Source organism: Dorea formicigenerans, assembly GCF_025150245.1.
Taxonomy (GTDB): domain Bacteria; phylum Bacillota; class Clostridia; order Lachnospirales; family Lachnospiraceae; genus Dorea; species Dorea formicigenerans.
Genome location: NZ_CP102279.1, coordinates 3,039,839 through 3,058,593, shown reverse-complemented (window position 1 = coordinate 3,058,593; position 18,755 = coordinate 3,039,839). Strand labels below are relative to the sequence as shown.

General features: G+C 41.3%; 17 protein-coding genes. 13 read left to right on the top strand and 4 right to left on the bottom strand.

Annotation, left to right across the window (positions count from 1 at the left end; genetic code table 11):
* The first annotated feature begins 26 nt into the window (after positions 1 to 26).
* The 6 genes from NQ560_RS14880 to NQ560_RS14855 all read left to right on the top strand — a co-directional run bounded on the left by NQ560_RS14880 (position 27) and on the right by NQ560_RS14855 (position 7,201).
* Positions 27 to 2,492, top strand: coding sequence for a glycogen/starch/alpha-glucan phosphorylase (locus NQ560_RS14880; RefSeq protein WP_040015705.1), 2,466 nt, complete (start codon positions 27 to 29; stop codon positions 2,490 to 2,492).
* 83 nt (positions 2,493 to 2,575) lie between these two features.
* Positions 2,576 to 3,541: a SpoIID/LytB domain-containing protein gene (locus tag NQ560_RS14875; protein WP_005334950.1), complete on the top strand. Its 966-nt coding sequence runs from the start codon at positions 2,576 to 2,578 to the stop codon at positions 3,539 to 3,541.
* Positions 3,542 to 3,700: 159 nt separating this feature from the next.
* On the top strand, positions 3,701 to 4,600 hold the full coding sequence (locus tag NQ560_RS14870; protein WP_233420484.1) for a murein hydrolase activator EnvC family protein: 900 nt from the start codon (positions 3,701 to 3,703) through the stop codon (positions 4,598 to 4,600).
* 67 nt (positions 4,601 to 4,667) lie between these two features.
* Positions 4,668 to 4,928, top strand: a complete 261-nt coding sequence (locus NQ560_RS14865) for a GIY-YIG nuclease family protein (RefSeq protein WP_005334952.1) — start codon at positions 4,668 to 4,670, stop codon at positions 4,926 to 4,928.
* Positions 4,929 to 5,044: 116 nt separating this feature from the next.
* The gene (gene trhA / locus NQ560_RS14860) at positions 5,045 to 5,707 is read left to right on the top strand and encodes a PAQR family membrane homeostasis protein TrhA (protein WP_005334953.1); all 663 of its coding nucleotides are present in this window, start codon (positions 5,045 to 5,047) and stop codon (positions 5,705 to 5,707) included.
* 408 nt (positions 5,708 to 6,115) lie between these two features.
* Positions 6,116 to 7,201, top strand: a complete 1,086-nt coding sequence (locus tag NQ560_RS14855) for a PD-(D/E)XK nuclease family transposase (RefSeq protein WP_005334959.1) — start codon at positions 6,116 to 6,118, stop codon at positions 7,199 to 7,201.
* Positions 7,202 to 7,248: 47 nt separating this feature from the next.
* Here NQ560_RS14855 and NQ560_RS14850 read toward each other — a convergent pair whose 3' ends face one another.
* Complete coding sequence (locus NQ560_RS14850; protein ID WP_040015618.1) at positions 7,249 to 8,337, bottom strand: NAD(P)H-dependent flavin oxidoreductase; 1,089 nt, start codon at positions 8,335 to 8,337, stop codon at positions 7,249 to 7,251.
* A gap of 216 nt (positions 8,338 to 8,553) precedes the next feature.
* On the opposite strand from NQ560_RS14850, the gene NQ560_RS14845 reads away from it, so the two are divergent.
* Complete coding sequence (locus NQ560_RS14845; RefSeq protein ID WP_052302928.1) at positions 8,554 to 9,300, top strand: Tim44 domain-containing protein; 747 nt, start codon at positions 8,554 to 8,556, stop codon at positions 9,298 to 9,300.
* A gap of 214 nt (positions 9,301 to 9,514) precedes the next feature.
* Here NQ560_RS14845 and NQ560_RS14840 read toward each other — a convergent pair whose 3' ends face one another.
* Both NQ560_RS14840 and NQ560_RS14835 read right to left on the bottom strand, forming a co-directional pair.
* On the bottom strand, positions 9,515 to 10,057 hold the full coding sequence (locus NQ560_RS14840; protein ID WP_005334966.1) for an NADH peroxidase: 543 nt from the start codon (positions 10,055 to 10,057) through the stop codon (positions 9,515 to 9,517).
* A 218-nt stretch (positions 10,058 to 10,275) separates the two neighbouring features.
* Positions 10,276 to 10,686 carry a Fur family transcriptional regulator gene (locus tag NQ560_RS14835; RefSeq protein WP_005334967.1) on the bottom strand — a complete coding sequence of 137 codons (411 nt, stop codon included), beginning with the start codon at positions 10,684 to 10,686 and terminating at the stop codon, positions 10,276 to 10,278.
* A gap of 274 nt (positions 10,687 to 10,960) precedes the next feature.
* Between NQ560_RS14835 and NQ560_RS14830 the strand changes: the two genes are divergently transcribed.
* Complete coding sequence (locus NQ560_RS14830; protein ID WP_005334969.1) at positions 10,961 to 11,872, top strand: C40 family peptidase; 912 nt, start codon at positions 10,961 to 10,963, stop codon at positions 11,870 to 11,872.
* A 422-nt stretch (positions 11,873 to 12,294) separates the two neighbouring features.
* A complete protein-coding gene (locus NQ560_RS14825) occupies positions 12,295 to 12,519 on the top strand; it encodes a DUF1858 domain-containing protein (RefSeq protein WP_005334971.1) in 225 nt (74 codons plus the stop codon).
* Positions 12,520 to 12,626: 107 nt separating this feature from the next.
* Here NQ560_RS14825 and NQ560_RS14820 read toward each other — a convergent pair whose 3' ends face one another.
* Positions 12,627 to 13,427, bottom strand: a complete 801-nt coding sequence (locus NQ560_RS14820) for an adaptor protein MecA (protein WP_005334972.1) — start codon at positions 13,425 to 13,427, stop codon at positions 12,627 to 12,629.
* A 526-nt stretch (positions 13,428 to 13,953) separates the two neighbouring features.
* On the opposite strand from NQ560_RS14820, the gene NQ560_RS14815 reads away from it, so the two are divergent.
* The 4 genes from NQ560_RS14815 (at position 13,954) to NQ560_RS14800 (ending at position 18,747) form a co-directional block, all read left to right on the top strand.
* Positions 13,954 to 14,187, top strand: coding sequence for a hypothetical protein (locus NQ560_RS14815; RefSeq protein WP_005334973.1), 234 nt, complete (start codon positions 13,954 to 13,956; stop codon positions 14,185 to 14,187).
* 249 nt (positions 14,188 to 14,436) lie between these two features.
* Positions 14,437 to 16,767 carry a glycosyl hydrolase family 18 protein gene (locus NQ560_RS14810; RefSeq protein WP_005334974.1) on the top strand — a complete coding sequence of 777 codons (2,331 nt, stop codon included), beginning with the start codon at positions 14,437 to 14,439 and terminating at the stop codon, positions 16,765 to 16,767.
* Positions 16,768 to 16,897: 130 nt separating this feature from the next.
* Positions 16,898 to 17,605: an N-acetylmuramoyl-L-alanine amidase family protein gene (locus NQ560_RS14805; protein ID WP_040015620.1), complete on the top strand. Its 708-nt coding sequence runs from the start codon at positions 16,898 to 16,900 to the stop codon at positions 17,603 to 17,605.
* 80 nt (positions 17,606 to 17,685) lie between these two features.
* Positions 17,686 to 18,747, top strand: a complete 1,062-nt coding sequence (locus NQ560_RS14800; protein ID WP_005334977.1) for an L-threonylcarbamoyladenylate synthase — start codon at positions 17,686 to 17,688, stop codon at positions 18,745 to 18,747.
* Positions 18,748 to 18,755: the final 8 nt, after the last annotated feature.

Genomic DNA, 18,755 nt, shown 5'->3' with positions numbered 1-18,755 from the left:
CAAGAGCAAGAAAGGATCAAAACAATATGATTAATCCGAGATTTGAAAAAAAAGCGTTTAAGAAAGAAGTAGAACAGAATGTTAAGCAACTGTTCCGAAAAACTGTAGACGAAGTATCTCAGCAGGAGCTTTATCAGGCAGTTTCCTATGTCGTAAAAGATGCAATTATCGATGACTGGATCGCAACTCAGAAGCAGTACGAGAAAGATGATCCGAAAATCGTGTATTACATGTCCATGGAGTTCCTGCTTGGAAGAGCTCTTGGCAATAACCTGATCAATATGACGGCATATAAAGAGGTGAAAGAGGCTCTGGAAGAAATGGGTCTGAACCTGAATGAACTTGAGGATCAGGAGCCGGACCCGGCACTTGGAAATGGCGGACTTGGTCGTCTCGCTGCATGTTTCTTGGATTCACTGGCATCTCTTGGCTATGCAGCTTACGGCTGTGGTATCCGCTACCGTTATGGTATGTTCAAGCAGAAGATCAAAGATGGCTATCAGGAAGAAAAACCGGATAACTGGCTGAAGAACGGCAATCCATTCGAACTTCGCAGACCGGAGTATGCAAAGGAAGTACGTTTCGGTGGAAATATCCGTGTAGAGTACGATGATAAGACCGGAGATATCCGTTTTAAACAGGAGAATTATGAGTCTGTTCTGGCAGTTCCGTATGATTATCCGATCGTAGGATATGATAATCATATTGTAAATACACTTCGTATCTGGGACGCAGAACCAATCGTAGATTTCCAGTTAGATTCATTTGATCGCGGTGACTATCACAAAGCGGTAGAGCAGCAGAATCTGGCAAAAACGATCGTAGAGGTCCTGTACCCGAACGATAACCACTATGCAGGAAAGGAACTGAGACTGAAACAGCAGTATTTCTTCGTATCTGCCAGTCTTCAGGCTGCGCTTGAAAAATATAAAAAGAACCATGATGATATCCATAAACTGCCGGAGAAGATGACGATTCAGATGAATGATACACATCCGACGGTAGCAGTTGCCGAGCTTATGAGACTTCTTCTTGATGAGGAAGGACTTGGCTGGGATGAGGCATGGGAGATCACAACAAAGACCTGCGCTTACACGAACCACACCATCATGGAAGAGGCTCTGGAAAAATGGCCAATCGATTTGTTCTCCAGGCTGCTTCCTCGTGTATACCAGATCATCCAGGAGATTGACCGCCGCTTTGTGGCTAAGATCCGTGAGATGTATCCGGGAAATGAAGAGAAAGTAGCAAAGATGCAGATTTTAAGAGATGGTCAGGTAAAGATGGCTCATCTTGCAATCGTAGCCGGATACTCTGTCAATGGAGTTGCAAGACTTCATACAGAAATCCTGAAAAAACAGGAGCTTCGTGATTTCTACGAAATGATGCCGCAGAAATTCAATAATAAGACAAACGGAATTACGCAGAGACGTTTCCTGATGCATGGAAATCCGCTGCTGGCTGACTGGGTAACAGATAAGCTTGGAACAAAGGACTGGATCACAGATCTGTCTCTGATGTCAGGATTGAAAAAATGGGTGGACGATGAGGAAGCTCTGAAGGAATTTATGAGCATCAAGTATGAGAATAAAGTCCGCCTGGCAAAATACATTAAAGAGCACAATGGCATTGAAGTGGATCCAAGATCTATCTTCGATGTACAGGTCAAGAGACTGCACGAGTACAAGAGACAGTTTCTTAACATTTTACATGTGATGTATTTGTACAACGAGATCAAGGAACATCCGGAAATAAGCTTCTATCCGAGAACATTTATCTTCGGAGCAAAAGCTTCCGCAGGATATATCCGTGCAAAACAGATCATCAAACTGATCAATTCCGTTGCGGATGTAGTCAACAACGACCGCAGTATCAACGGCAAACTGAAAGTTGTATTCATCGAAGATTATCGTGTGTCAAATGCTGAGATCATCTTCGCAGCAGCTGATGTAAGCGAGCAGATTTCCACAGCTTCCAAAGAGGCATCAGGAACCGGTAATATGAAGTTCATGCTCAACGGCGCACCGACACTTGGAACGATGGATGGAGCAAATGTGGAGATTGTTGAAGAAGTTGGTGCAGAGAATGCATTTATCTTCGGACTCAGCTCTGACGAGGTCATCAATTACGAGAACAATGGCGGCTACAATCCGATGGATATCTACAATAGTGATGCCGATATCCGACGCGTTGTGAACCAGCTTGTGGATGGAACATATTCACAAGGTGATAAGGAAATGTACCGTGACCTGTATAATTCACTTCTGACAGCTCAAGGTGGAAGCAAAGCCGATACGTATTTCATTCTGAAGGATTTCCGTTCTTATGCGGATACACAGAAGAAGGTTGAAGAAGCTTATCGCGACAAAGACAGATGGGCTAAGATGGCACTTCTGAATACTGCAAGCTGTGGAAAATTCTCATCTGACAGAACGATTCAGGAGTATGTGGATGATATCTGGCATCTGGATAAAGTGACAGTAGAAGTTTAGTTCATGCAGAAACAATGCAAAGGCATTCTTGAAGAATAAAAAAGAACGTCTTCTCATATTTTATATGGGAGGGCGTTTTTTATATGAGATTTGCATATTTGAAGTATAGATTAAAGAAACTGGGGTGCTATCTTCTGATCATTATATTGCTGCCCTATATTATCACCGTGTTCTTAAGCGGACCGGGAGCTTATGGAGCTTCCAGAGTGGACGAGACTATGGTAAATGTGAAGGCAGATGGGGAAAAGTCCGGCAGTGATGGTGGAAAACAGGAAGATTCTAATGCTGAAAATGTGGATAAAATTCAGATGCCGCTCAGTGAATACTGTATTGGAATTATGGCCAGAGAAATCCCTGCGGTTTATGAGGAGGAAGCTTTAAAAACCCAGGCAGTTCTTGTGCGGACCCAGGTATGTCTGGCGCTTGGCGCAGGGGCAGATACTATATTAGAAGAGAGATACTGGACAAAGAAAGATATGCAGGATTCCTGGGGAGCAGATCAATATTCCAAGTATTATAAGCGGCTTGAGCATGCATGGGAGGAGACCAACGGACAGGTGCTGACTTATGAAAATGCGCTGGCAAAGACACCATTTTGCAGACTCAGTAATGGAAGTACAAGGGATGGACGGGAGGCGCTGGGGAGCGAAGATTATCCGTATCTGAAGATTGTGGACTGTCCGCTAGATATTGAGTCGAAAGAACAAATTCAGACAATTACTATAGATGATATGGATGCAGAAGTGACTGGGGTAGACACTGCAGGATATGTACTTAGCGTCCGGGTTGGAAATGACACCGTGAGTGGAGAAGAATTCCGAACCAATTATCATCTCGCATCAAGCTGCTTTTCTTTTCAGAAATATGACGGAAAGCTGCGGATCACGACCCGGGGTATCGGGCATGGACTGGGCTTAAGCCAGTACACGGCAAATCAAATGGCAAAAGAAGGAAAAAGCATGGAAGAGATACTGGCACATTTCTTCGAAGGGACAGAACTGAAAGAAGGCGTGGAGATCGTGCAGGTGGAAGACGGAGCAGGAGAGTAGCAAAATTTGTAAAGTCATAATAGTATTGTACAAAAAGTCGAGGCATTCTTGAAATTTCCATATAAGAAAGGCTAGAAAAAGTCAAAGACAATATTTTATATGTAGTTTGTATAGTACCACTACAATCTGGCAAGAATAGAGTCAGAGGTGGTGATGAAAATGAACGATAATAATAAGATGGATCGCGGCAAAGAACATGCCGGTCCGAAAAAAATGACGCCAAGGCAGAAGCAAAAGAGAAATCGTAAGGCGACACTGGCGGCAGTTCTGTGCTTTGTGGCAGCCATAGCAATTGTTGGAACATACACAATGCGGGATTACAAGACAGTGAAAAAAGAAGGGGAGCTCGCAAAAGCACAACTGGAGGAACAGAAGAAAGCACTGGAGGAAGCTAGTCAGGAAGCAAGTGGAAATGCACAGAAAGACAGTGCTTCCGAGTCAGGCACGGATGGAGCCGGAACCGGTGGAAAAGCCCAAAAGAGTGGATCTGGTGCAGGAACGGCAGGGACTGCAAGCAAAAATGCTGCAACAGCCGGAAACACAGATGGATCCGGAAATAATGGCAACCAGGACGGCAACAGTCAGACTAACGGAAGTCAGCAGGCGGCAAGGACAGCGGGCAGTGCATCTTCCGCAAACTTTACAAGCGACAGCAAGATGATCTGGCCTGTAAGCGGCACGGTGCTTATGAATTACAGCATGGACAAAACAGTTTACTTCGCGACACTAGACCAATACAAGTATAATCCGGCATTGGTTATCAGCGGAGCAGAAGGAGACCAGGTTCTGTGCGGTGCACCGGGAATAATTAAATCCATTGATGTGACCGCACAGACAGGAACAACCGTGACCGTAGACCTTGGAAATGGTTACGAAGTCCTTTACGGACAGTTAAAAGAAGTGCCAGTAAAAGTCGGCGACCAGGTAGAGGCAAAAAGCATTCTCGGCTATATCGGACAGCCGACAAAGTATTACAGCGTGGAAGGATGCAACGTATATATGGAATTACGAAAAGATGGAACACCAATAAACCCTGTAGATTATATGACAAAAAGATAAAGAATGTGTATAATTGGGGACGTAGTAAAAATGAAGTCTTGCTACGTCCCCAATTAAAGGAGAAATCATGAATTATACATATATTGTGGAGTGTGGGGACGGTAGTCTCTACACTGGCTGGACGAACAATCTGGAAAAAAGAATACAGGCTCAAAATGCGGGAAAAGGAGCGAAATATACGAAGAGCCGTCTGCCGGTGAAACTGGTGTATTCGGAAACATTTGCCACGAAGGAAGAGGCAATGAGCCGGGAGTATGCGATTAAGCATATGAAAAGGAAAGAGAAGTTACAATTGATTGAGAATAGAGCTGAAATATTTAATATTTAAGGACTTGCTTTTTTGAAAATAACGGTTATAATATTGATATAAGAACAAGTAGTAATCGAAACTATGTATGGAAATACGAAAGAAGAATATAACATTATTTTCAGGAGGGGTAAGTTATGGCAAAAGTAATAGAAGAACATGTAAAAGATCCGGGAAGTGCGATCACACATTTTATTGGAATGCTGATGGCAATATTTGCAGCAATTCCGTTGCTTATCAAAGCAGCTCATGAGCCTGGCAGGATTTATCTTGTATCTATTGCAGTTTATGCGGCAAGTCTGATCCTGCTTTATGCAGCTAGCACGACATACCATACATTTAACATTTCCAAGAAGGTAAATACGATTCTGAAGAAAATTGACCATATGATGATCAGCGTACTGATTGCCGGAAGTTATACACCAATTTGTCTGTTAGTGCTCGGCGGACGTATGGGATGGATTCTACTGGCAATTGTATGGGGATTCGCAATTGCGGGAATTCTGATAAAGGCGTTTTGGGTATTTTGCCCGAAGTGGGTATCTTCCGTACTTTATATCGGAATGGGGTGGACTTGTGTACTTGCATTTACACAGCTGCTCAACTCCCTGTCACCGGCGGCATTTGGATGGCTTTTAGCAGGCGGAATCATTTATACAGTCGGCGGAGTGATCTATGCACTGAAACTTCCGATTTTTAACAGCAAGCATAAAAATTTCGGAAGCCATGAGATTTTTCATCTGTTCGTGATGGGAGGAAGCCTGTGCCACTTTGTAGTGATGTACGCATTTGTGCTGTAGCAGATGAAGATGAAGGAGCCGTGCAGCAGACATAATTTTCATGTCAAAACAGCGAGGAAAGCAAAAAATAGCAGAGAATAAGAAACAGTCTGAGAGGAAAACTTTCAGGCTGTTTTTCGTATACGCAGAAAATGTAGTTTCCTGCGTATACGAAAGCTCTCTAGAGACTATAACAGATGGAAGGGAATCTTATCACTGATATATTAATGAATTATTAATTATTTTTACTAAATGTAAAATACACTTTATTTTTTGAATAAGATATGTTATGCTACGTTCATCTTAGGAGAAGATCTAGTCTCCAGATATTCCCAAAGCCGTTAGGCGTTCATCTCGGTGTTTCGATTTCTGAAACAAATACCCGATATGAAAGAACAGATGACAAAATTTTGAAGGAGGGTATAGCCTATGACCAACAAATTACGACAGTATTTTCCAATGATTCATACCAGACAAGAGGTATTAGCTGAAATTGAAGCAAAACCGAAATTAAAACAAGAATTTTATAGCTGGAAAAAAAAGTACCGAAAGGAATTTCTGGATTTTTGCACGGGAGTAAAAGGTGTAAAAATTATGTATGATTTTATTAGTAAAGAAATCTTGAATCCGGAAACAGTGCCGGAACGAGTAGAAGAATTACTTTCATTATGGATAGGGCAGCAGGTACATATTAAGGAAGTGCTTCCGAACGATGGAACACGGATTTCGGACGAATCTACGCTTGTGATTATGGATATGGTAGTCGAGTTGGAAGATGGAAGTATTGTAAATCTGGAAGTTCAGAAAATCGGATATAAATTTCCAGGAGCAAGAAGTGCATGTTATTCAGCAGATTTGTTGTTACGTCAATACAAAAAAGTACGAAGTAAAAAAGGAAAGAAATTTAATTATACTGATGTAAAAGATGTATACACGATTGTTCTGTTTGAAAAAAGTCCAACCGAGTTTCATGAATTTCCGGACACATATATTCATTATTTTGAACAACATTCAAATACAGGAATCCAACTGAATCTTTTGCAAAAATATTTATTTATTTCTATTGACATATTTTTAAAATACCAGCAAAATATAGGTATACAACTGGAAACTAGACGAGATGCATGGCTTGCATTTATGGGTTCAGATGATCCGGATATTATTTTGAAGGTTATTGAAAAATATCCGGATTTCAAGGAAATGTATCAGCAAGTCTATGAAATATGTCAGAATATTGAAGAGGTGATGGGAATGTTCTCGAAAGAATTAGCAGAAATGGATCGGAACACGGCACAGTTAATGATTGACGAGATGCAAGAAGATATAAAACAGAAGGAAGAAATACTTAAGGGACAGGATGATAGAATTAAAGATCAAATTAACAAACTTAAAGAACAGGACGATAGGCTCAAAGAACAGGACGATAGGCTCAAAGAACAGGATGATAGGCTCAAAGAGCAGGATCAAGTAATTAGAGAATTAATGAAGAAAATTGAACAGTTAGAAAATAAATAATGAAAACAGGTATCTCCGCTCATTGGCGGAGATGCCTGCTTTGAGACTTAACTTTCAATAAGTGAAGAAAAATCGGTAAGTTCTTCCATCAAATTATGTACGGTAGTCATTTGATGAATTCTGCCAACATTGCTTCCGCAGAAGATAAGCCCATTTTCAACATCACCTTTTACAGCATTGATCAGCGCCTGAGTAATGCAATAAGGAACAGTGCCAGGATTGCACTGGGCAAGGCAGTTATAGCATTTTTTTATTGGCTGACGCTCTTGTTCTATATTCTTGATGAACTCATTGCGAAGTGCTCTGCCCGGCATTCCGACTGGGCTTTGGATTATTTGAATATCCTCTTCTCTGGCATGTATGTAAGCTTGCTTATATGCATCTGATGCGTCACATTCTTCTGTTGCAACAAAACGGCTTGCAATTTGAACACCATCTGCGCCAAGTCCCAATGCGTGGGCAATGTCTGCTGAGTCAAAGATACCACCGGCAACAATGACTGGTATTTTTTTGTTGTATTGTTTTTCATACTCTTTTTTACATTCAATTATATTTTTGATTTCTTCATCATAATTAAGAGAATTAATATCAACAAGTTCTTCCGTAGAAAATCCAAGATGTCCACCTGCTTTTGGACCTTCAATTACAATAAAATCAGCGGTTCTGTCATATCTGTGTGCCCAGCGTTTTAAAATAATCTGTAATGCTCTTTTAGACGATACAATTGGTGCAATCTTTGTACGGCAAGTTTCACTGACAAGAGCCGGAAGTTTCATCGGTAGTCCGGCACCACTGATAATGACATCGGCACCAGCGGCAACGGCCTCTTTTACGTGTTCTTCATAATGCTTTAGAGCCACCATGATATTTACTCCGATAAGTCCGTTGCCACAGGCGATTTCTTTTGCTTTTTGAATATGTTTTCGTATAGCAAGACGATTACATCCTGCCTGATCTTTCTCGAAGCCTTCCTCGTCATAACCAATCTGGGCAGTGGAAATGATGCCGACTCCGCCTTCTTTTGCTACAGCTCCGGCAAGTTTACTCAGGCTGACACCGACGCCCATGCCACCTTGTATAATTGGGAGTCTGGCAGTCAGATCACCAATTTGAAGATGTTTTAATTTTGTATTCATAATATTTATCCTTTCCAGAATCATTTATGCTTGAAATTAAATAGTTTGAATTTCAAACTATTTAATTATAAAACAAAACGTTTTCGATGTCAATATCTTGTAGTAATCTATTCTTTTATATATAGTATTAAATACTATATGCAAAAGGCGAGATTAAACAATAATAACTATGTTACAATAGAATAAAATGTTTCGAATGGATTGATGGAGAAGAAAATGAAAAAACATAAAGTTATATTTAGAATACTGTTAATTGTTATATGCTGCATGTGTTTTACGGTTACAGGATATGCACGGGCCGGTGGCGGAGGTTCCAGTGGAGGATCCGGGGGCGGATCTGGAAGCAGTTCGGGCAGTGGATCGCATAGTCATTATCACGGGCAAGGCGGAAGACGTGGAGGACCGGTTGAAATGATTATCTGGTGGGGCACATTTATTTGTATGGCCGGAGCCGGAACGATAGTGTTTCATTATGGAATTCAAAAAGCAAAGCGAAAGAGCCTGCGTTCTATGAAATCATTTGAAAAACCAGGAGAAGAATGGAATCCGAAAAAGATGAAAAAATATGTGAAGCATGCATATTTTGTTATTCAGGAATGTTGGAGGCGCCAGGATACATCTTATGCGGAAAAATACCTGAGCAAAAATCTTATTCAAAATTGGAATTCGAAACTGGGTTGGATGGAAGTAAATCATGAAAAGCCAGTACAAGAACGAGTCAGATTTTTAAATGCGGCTCCGGTATTTGCCTTTGATAAAGAAGGCGAAGAACACGATCGGGTGATTTATCTGATTCATGGAAGAATGATTGGATATTATATAAATATCGATACAGGAGAAGTTGTACGTGGGAAAACATCTCCGGAAACATTTTATGAGTATTGGGTATTTATCCGTGAAGATGGAAGATGGGTTCTGGATGAAATCCGGCAGAAAGATGAAGTGGATGTGGAGCGGTTGTAAGGCTGCACCATGCCCATTCATAGACCTGCGGTCTATTTCATGGACGGCTGTCGCCGTATAAGTCAACGAGGCTACGCCGAGCCATTCGGAATCCGCTGGCGCTACTTCCTCATGTAGGGCTGTCGCCCAATAAGTCTAAAAAGAAAAGCTGACAGTCTGGTGAATAAATTCCCCATCCTGCCAGCTTTCTTTTTATCCTTGCTCAGCTTGTAGCTTAGCCAAAGTATCTCTTAAGCAGGCCTTCGAATGCTTTTCCGTGACGTGCCTCGTCTCTTGCCATCTCATGTACTGTGTCATGGATTGCGTCAAGGTTAGCTTCTTTTGCTCTTCTTGCGAGGTCGAATTTACCTTCTGTTGCACCGTGCTCAGCATCTACACGCATCTCAAGGTTTTTCTTTGTGCTGTCTGTGACAACTTCACCAAGTAATTCAGCGAATTTTGCAGCGTGCTCAGCTTCTTCATAAGCAGCTTTCTCCCAGTATAAACCAATCTCTGGGTATCCTTCTCTGTGTGCAACTCTTGCCATTGCCAGGTACATTCCTACCTCGGAACACTCTCCTGCGAAGTTTGCACGAAGATCCTCTAAGATATCCTCGCTTACGCCCTGTGCAACGCCTACTACATGCTCAGCAGCCCATGTTCTATCGGCTGACTGCTCTTTGAACTTAGAAGCTGGTGCGTGACAGACTGGACATTCAGCTGGTGCAGCCTCTCCTTCGTAAACATATCCACATACTGTACATACAAATTTTTTCATAATGATAATCTCCTTTTCTTTTTATTAAAATTTTTTGTTGTTCAAGTTAGTTTTATGATTCAGAGCTTCGTTTGCAATTTTTGTAAATGAATTTATTTTTAAAGCTCTAAATCAATATTAGTAATTGTTACTGATATTAAGATAGCATAATTACTTGTCATTGTCAATAATATTTTTTATTAAATTTATCTTTTTGATAAAATAGATTGACAAGTTTGTTATGACTCACGGGATGTTTTCTGTGTGAGACAGTCTTGACAAGTTCCATAGAATAATGTTGCATGTGAATCAATCGTGCCATCAAAATGCTCCTCGGCCAGTTTATTCATGGTATTGATGTGAGCTTCGTCGATATGCAGATCAAATACCCGGTTGCAACAAGTGCATACAACGTGATAGTGTGGGTGAGTATTGCCATCAAATCGGTCCCCACCGTCAGGAGTGGTAATCTTAATTGCTTCGCCCATGTCAGCAAGCAGATTCAGATTCCGGTAAACAGTTCCAAGACTGATACGGGGGAATTCTTCTCTTACATGAAGATATACAGTATCAGCAGTTGGATGCTCAGTTGTATGATCGAGATATTCTTTAATGGATGCTCGCTGTCTGCTGTATTTCAATGTAGCCATGCGATAACCTCCTTGATAATGATAATTGTTACTATAATTAGAATAATAGAAAATGTTCCATTTGTCAACTTTTAATTTATAAATGTAATACTTTTGTAACAATTGATTGTAAAATTTTGTAAAAAAAGTGAAGAAATAGATGTAATATGATGAGAAAAAGTCGGGATAATAGCCTTGACATGGGATTGCTGCGTGATATAATAAACACGTAACATATGTAACAATTCTGTAATATTTACAAAAGATAAGAAAAGAAAACATAAGGAGGGAGTTTATGGATTCGATTCTTAGAAAAGGATTGTTCCTAGTTACCTTGACAGGAGCTATTGGAGTTTTCCCAGCTACGGCATATGCTTCTGATATCGAGGATAATCAAACTATGCCAGGAGTGGGAATTGAGCAGGTGCTGAATGATTGTTATTCTTCACAGAAAGAGATTCAGGTGGAGGATTATCTGGCACCAGAAGATAAGGGTGAGTATTTAGATATGGCTTTTGCAGATGTTGAATCATTTTTATATATAAGAAGTGAACCGACAAAGCAGAGCGAATGGGTGGGTAAATTATATCCCGGTTATGCAGCAAAAATCGTAGGACCAGTTGGAGAATGGACGAAGATTGAATCTGGTTCGGTTACAGGGTATGTGTATTCGCAGTATATAATAATAGGAAGAAATGCTCAACAGAAGGCAGAGGAAGTCGTAGAAGCTTCTGCAAGCGCAGATCCAAAAGAAGCTTTTTCTTATGCAGAATCTAGAGAAGAAGAGGAAGCACGTTTGGCTGCGGAGGCAGAAGAAGCGGCCAGGAAAGCAGAGGAAGAGGCTCAGGCTGTGAGAGAGGCTGCCGGAAGTGGTCAGGCAGTGGTGGATTATGCATGTCAGTTTATCGGCAATCCATATGTCTGGGGAGGCACAAGCCTGACAAATGGAGCTGACTGCTCTGGTTTTGTGCAGTCTGTCTACGCACATTTTGGAGTGAATCTTCCAAGAACATCTTCAGAAATGCGAAGTGCCGGCAGGGGAGTCAGTTATTCGGAAGCACTTCCTGGGGACATCATTTGCTATGATGGACATGTCGGTATTTACATGGGAGACGGACAAATTGTAAATGCAATTAATAGCCGAAAAGGAATCGGGATATTGCCTGCCACGTATAAAGGAATCCTGACAGTAAGAAGATTACTTTAAATTGGTGCATATTGAACAGAAGCATAAAAGAACAGATTAAGTAAGTGAAAAATTGCCGGATGTACAAAATAGACAAAAATGTATAAAAAATTTGATTGTTGAAAAATAGTTAAAAATTTATCCACATTGAGTTATCCAAGTTTTCCACACTAAAAACGTGAAAAAAGGTGGAAAAATACATGATTTCTAAAAGTTTTCCACATTATCCACATAAAAAGGTGTGGAAACTGGGGATAATTCAAGGTAAATAAAAGAACGAATGTTTTGTGAAGTTATGATAAAAATAGTATTTTGTCGAAAAAAATCGGCAAACGTATTGACTTTTAAAAAATCAAATTTTAATGGAAAATTGTCATAAAATGTTTACACAATGGTGAAAAGCAATTATAATAAGAAAACGTAAAAGAAAAGGAGGTGCACACATGGCACGAGTTACAAAGGAAATGACTATGGGAGAACTGCTTCAGACATATTATGAGCAGTGCCCTGAAATTGTAGATGTTCTTACAGGATTAGGAATGCATTGCATCGGATGCCCAAGCTCTATCGGAGAATCACTTGCAGATGCTGCATATGTTCACGGAATTGATTCAGATCTTCTTGTTGAGAAACTGAATGCAACAATTAATGCAAAACTTGGTGAGTAATATTAGATTTGCAGAACAACAGAAAATAGAACAATAAAAAGCGGACTCCAATTGGAATCCGCTTTTTATTGTCAGGCATAAGCCTGAAAGATTTTTCTTAGTTTTGTTTAAACATTAGCCAGTTGCTGTACTGCATCATTTTCCAGTAGTACTTTGCAATGCTCTCCGAGGAAAGCAATTGTAGCGCCGGAGGTCTTCTCTAATGTACCGTATTCAGATAACATATTACAGAGTCGACTGAAATCCTTTCGTGTATGTTCTGACTGAGTCATCGCAAGGATATAAATATTTTCGGCAGTATCTTTATACAAAGTGTTCGCACCAAAGTACATATTTCCAAGTAATCGTGAGGCCGCAAGGACATTATCCATAGAGGCAAATGAAATCAGACGGATTGCAGGTTTCTTAGGTGCAGCGTCTTTTGGTATTTCATTTTCCAAAGCTTCAGTTTCAGGATCATCTAGAGATTCTGATGAAGAGCTGACTGGATTTTCCGGTTTGGAAGAACTTTGTGCAGCATTAATCTTCTCTTTGACTTTGCCAAGCAGATCAAGAAGAGATTCAGCACCTTCCAGTTTGTCAGGGAGTCCCTGACGGGAAGAATCTCCATCCTGCCCCGGAAGAGGTGCGAATTTAGAAAAACGCGTGTCGAGTTCCTCTGGATCCTCGACTTTAGTAATGATCAGCACGATTGAATCTGAGGAAGAAGAGATTGCCTCGATCATCAATGGCATATTCTCTGCTTCAAAACCAAATTCCTGTGCTGCCTGTTGCATCATATCGTGGAAAAGTGATCTCGCTTTTTCTGTACCATAAGCCAGTTCGCTGAGTTGGAGCTGACGTTCGGCCAGATCTGCGCGTGTTAATGTACAGCGTATCTGATTGTCACTTAATTTTTCAATCTTCATATTTATCACTTCCTTTCACATAGTATAGCATAGAAAAAGTTTTTTGTTCAATAAAATAAATATAAAATCAAAAAAGTGCTTGCTTTTAAAAAGAGTATCCATTATAATGACCGTACTAGAAAATAGTTTTCCCTGGTAATTATATTTTTAGAACATATTTCTTAAAAAGTAATTCTTAACAGTATCTAGCCAATCAGAATAAGAATTCGAGAAATAGCGCGAATTCCGCGCAAAGATTCAAGAGTAATAACAATCAGATAAAAACAACAATCAGAAAAAATCAGATAACAATTAGAGTACAATCAAATAACAATTAAATAACAACAGATCATAAAAAAATCAATCAGATAAGTAACAAAGCAACAGATAGTTGAATAGTAATGCACGGCTGTTTTCTAGCAGAAAAGTGGACGTGTCTGGATATGTGGGATAATGTATCACGGCATTTTATCCTTCTGGTTTGTCATATACAGATTTCGAAGACAATGCGACCGGGGAAGTGCATTATTGAGGAGGAGGTAAAGTCATGGGGGACCCCAGAGAAAGGAATTATCAAAGTCTTTTTTCAGAGTTGGCAGGTTATGAAAAAAAGGGAGTATATATGTTAATGAACGGGGTGCCGGCAAGTCCCATGCAGATTGTGCAGGCTCACATTGTGAGGGAGGATGCAGTCTATATGCGGGATTATGTGTTGAATGATAATGGAGATATAAAAGAATTGTGTTTTGATGATGTAGAGATGCAGGAACAAGATAGATGATATAGCCTCCGGCAGGGCGCACATTGTCCGGTGGACAATGGTTTTGCGCCGACCGAAACGGAGTGTAGACTTGCAGAGGTGCGCGGTAGAAGTGTGTCATGTAATTGCATGACGCGCACCTCGCAGCAAGAATGCCGAGGCATTCTTGAAAAAAAGTGTGTAAGTACCCTCATAAGCAAGGCCTGAATTTGTCGAAAAAGGATGACGCATGTCCACTCGTTTGTTATAATAGCGAGTAGGAGGTGCAGCATGGACGAAAAGGAAATCAAGAGAACCACAGATCCGCGAAAAAAAACGGAGTGGGCAAAAAGCGCCAGCAATCTGCAGAATCAGCGACGCCAGGAGTCATCCGGCCGCACGGAGACTGAGGGCGGAGCGAGAGGACAAGCAAGTCGGGAGAATGCGGAAACTTTGTCAGGAAAGGCAGCCGTAGAAGATAGAGAACGTCGCAGAGCGAGAAATGCAGGATCATCAGCGGGAAAATCTAAGGTGAGAAAAAGACCGGCGGTATCGGAAGACGGTCAGGAGAGACCGAAGAAGAGACGCCCGATATCAGAAGATGGTCAGGAGAGACCGAAGAAGAGACGTCCGGTATCGGAAGACGGTCAGGAGAGACCGAAGAAGAGACGTCCGGTATCGGAAGACGGTCAGGAGAGACTGAAGAAGAGACGTCCGGTATCGGAAGACGGTCAGGAGAGACCGAAGAAGAGACGTCCGATATCAGAAGATGGTCAGGAGAGACCGAAGAAGAGACCGCAGAAGGCAGAAAAGGTCTCTAAGAATCAGAAAAAGCAGGCGGCACGGCCGGCAGCAAGAAAAGCGCAGACAAAACGCAAGCGAAAAAGACGTGTAGGATTGATGATCCTATTATTGATCATACTTGGGATAGCCGCAATTGCAGGAGCATTTCTGTGGAAGAAGTACAGTCCGTCAAAGGAACGGATGGATGTAAAAAAATATTATGGAATTGAAAACGATAGTCAGATGGCTATTACGGTAGATGATCAGATTGTGGAACCTCACGGAATGATATCGGATGGGAAAGCGTATGTGCAATATGAAGTTGTAAGAGATTATATCAACAGCCGTTTTTACTGGGATGCCAATGAGAACAAGCTTTTGTACACACTGCCGACAGATATTGTAACTGTGGAAATCGGAAGCAAAGATTACAGTGTTTCCAAAGAAAAGAAAAGTGAAGATTATGTTATCCTGAAGACAGAAGAAAACACAACTTATGTCGCATTAGATTTTATTCAGCAATATACGAATATAGATTATGAAGTATATGATAGTCCGAACCGGGTGATGATTACTTGTGACTGGGGAAAGAAACAGGTTGCAACAGTGAAGTCAGATACACAGGTTCGATATCGCGGCGGGGTTAAGAGCCCAATCGTGACAGATGTGAAGAAAAAAGATGAAGTGATCGTTCTGGAGAATGAACAGAACTGGAAAAAGATTCTTACAAAAGACGGGTATATCGGATATGTGAAGAAAAATGCATTGAAGAATGAAAAAACTAAGAATGTTACCCGCGATTTTACGGAACCGGAATACACCAGTATCAAGAAAGATTATACCATTAATATGGCATGGCATAATGTAACCAACAGTACCGCCAATAGCGGTTTGCAGCAGAGACTTGCAGATAGTAAAGGGTTAACGACAATTGTGCCGACATGGTTCCATGTGAAAGATACAGAAGGGAATCTTGAATCGATTGCTTCAACAGATTATGTAAATTATGCACATCAGGCAGGCCTGGAAGTGTGGGCCGCTATCAGGGATTTCGATGGGGGAATCGGATCCAATGATGAATCACTTCAATTACTCAGCTATAGCTCGAGAAGAGAGAATCTTATCAATCAATTGATAGGAGCGGTGATGCAGGTCGGAATAGACGGCATCAATGTAGATTTTGAAAAGATTTCAAAAGATTGTGGAGTTCATTATATACAATTTATCAGAGAACTGTCTGTAAAATGCAGACAAAATGGTATCGTACTTTCGGTGGATAATTATGTTCCTAAGGGATATAATCAACAGTACAATCGCAAAGAACAGGGCGTTATGGCAGACTATGTCATTATTATGGGATATGATGAGCATAATGGAAGTTCACTGGAAGCAGGTTCAGTATCTTCTTATGAATTTGTAAAAGAAGGAATTGAGGAGACGATCAAAGAAGTACCGGCAGAGAAAGTGATTAATGGGATTCCGTTCTTTACAAGACTGTGGTCGGAAACGCCGAAAACACAGGAAGAACTGAATCAGGAGGCAGGAACAGAAGCAGCAGATTATCCGATGAAGGTGACAAGTGAAGCACTGGGAATGTCTACAGCCAGAGATAAGATCAGCCAGGCAGGTGCAGAAACAACATTAGATGAAACAACCGGGAATAATTATGCGACCTGGGAAGCTGACGGTGTAACATATGAAATCTGGCTGGAGGATGCAACCTCGATTGAGCCGAAGCTTCAACTCATGAAGGAGAATAAGCTTGCAGGTACTGCCGCATGGGCATTAGGACAGGAAAGTTCAGATATCTGGGATTTGATTTTGAAGTATGTAAATTAGAGTGATGAAAGATCAGAGAGTGAGATTACTTTCTGGTCTTTCTTTTTTTGAATGAACAGATGGGAAAATTCATATACTGAAACAAACAGGTGCTTTGGTGAAATATACGAAGTTTTGGAGGTTTCAGGAAGTGCGCAAGAAAATTGAATTGTTAGTATTACTTCTGGCGCTGGCAGGAATCTATACCGTCAGCCGAAATCTGGAAAAATATGTACAATCGGATCAGGTGAAAAGTGAACAAGAGCGGAAGATGGATCTTGTTGTTATAGATAGTGGTCACGGGGGAAGTGATCCGGGAAAGGTTGGTATCAATGAAGTCCTGGAAAAAGATATCAACCTTAAGATTTCAAAACAAGTGGAAAAAGAACTGAAGAATAAAGGTTATCAAGTTGTTATGACCAGGGAAAAAGATCAGATGCTCGCAGGAGAAACTTCCGGAAATTCCAAAATACAGGATATGAAAGCGAGAGTTGATCTGATAAATGAAAAGGCTCCGGGGCTTGCGGTCAGCATTCATCAGAATAGTTATCACGAAGAGGAAATACATGGTGCACAGGTATTTTATTATTCCCATTCAGCAGAAGGGCATACAGCGGCAAAGCTGATGCAGCAGGCGCTTCTTGGCGTGGACAGTGAGAATACGAGGCAGGAAAAGGCCAATGATACATATTACCTGCTCAGGAGGACTCAGGTGCCGACAATCATCGTAGAGTGTGGTTTCCTGAGCAACCAACAAGAAGCAGAGCTTCTGGCGGGAAAAGATTATCAGAAAAAAATCGCCAAGGCAATCGCAACAGGAATTGACGAGTATCTGAGAAATGCTGCCGATGGTACATAGAATGATAAATAGCCAGACAGACGTGATTTGGTTCGAAAAAATATTTGGAAAGTGATAACAGGTGTAGTATAATAAAAAACATGAAGACAATAGTAGAAAAAATTACAAAAGAACAACTTAATACAGAGGAAGGAAAGAAGATTATTGGTCAGGCCGGAGACTTTTTAAAAGAAGGTGGATTGGTAGCGTTTCCAACGGAAACAGTATATGGTCTCGGTGCTGATGCTTTGAATAAGACCGCTTCAACCAAGATTTATGCGGCAAAGGGCAGACCTTCAGATAATCCTCTGATCGTGCATATTACGAATATGGGAGCACTGGATAAGATTGCAGATATTATTCCGGAAGTTGCTTATAAAGTGGCTGATGCTTACTGGCCGGGACCGCTTACAATGATTTTCCAGAAGACAGAGGAAGTGCCATATGAGACAACAGGAGGTCTGGATACAGTTGCAGTACGTATGCCAAGTGATGAGATCGCAAGAGCTTTGATCGATGCGGGCGGCGGGTATATTGCTGCGCCAAGCGCGAATACTTCAGGACGTCCGAGCCCGACGAAAGCTGAGCATGTAGAAGAAGATTTAAGCGGTAAGATCGAGATGATTTTAGATGGAGGAGCAGTAGATATCGGAGTTGAATCTACCATTCTGGATATGACCGTAACACCGCCTATGATTTTACGCCCTGGTGCGATTACAAAGGAGATGCTCACAGAACTTATCGGTGAAGTAGACATTGACAGAACATTGATCACGCCGGACAGCAAAGTGAAACCGAAAGCTCCGGGGATGAAGTATCGACATTATGCTCCGAAAGCGGATCTTAGTATTGTGGAGGGACCGATGGAACTTGTGATCGATGCGATCAACCAGATGTCTGCAGAGCGTATGGCTAAAGGACACAGAGTCGGTGTGATCGGAACACAAGAGACTGTAGGCCGATACAAGGCAGACGTAGTGAAAAGCATAGGAACAAGGGCAGACGAAGCAACTATCGCCAATCATTTGTATGCGGTATTGCGCGAGTTCGATGATGCTGAAGTAGAGTATATATATAGTGAATCATTTGCAGCCGGAGGAATCGGCAGTGCAATTATGAATCGATTGCTAAAGGCAGCAGGACATCATGTGATAGAGGCTTGATGGCTCTT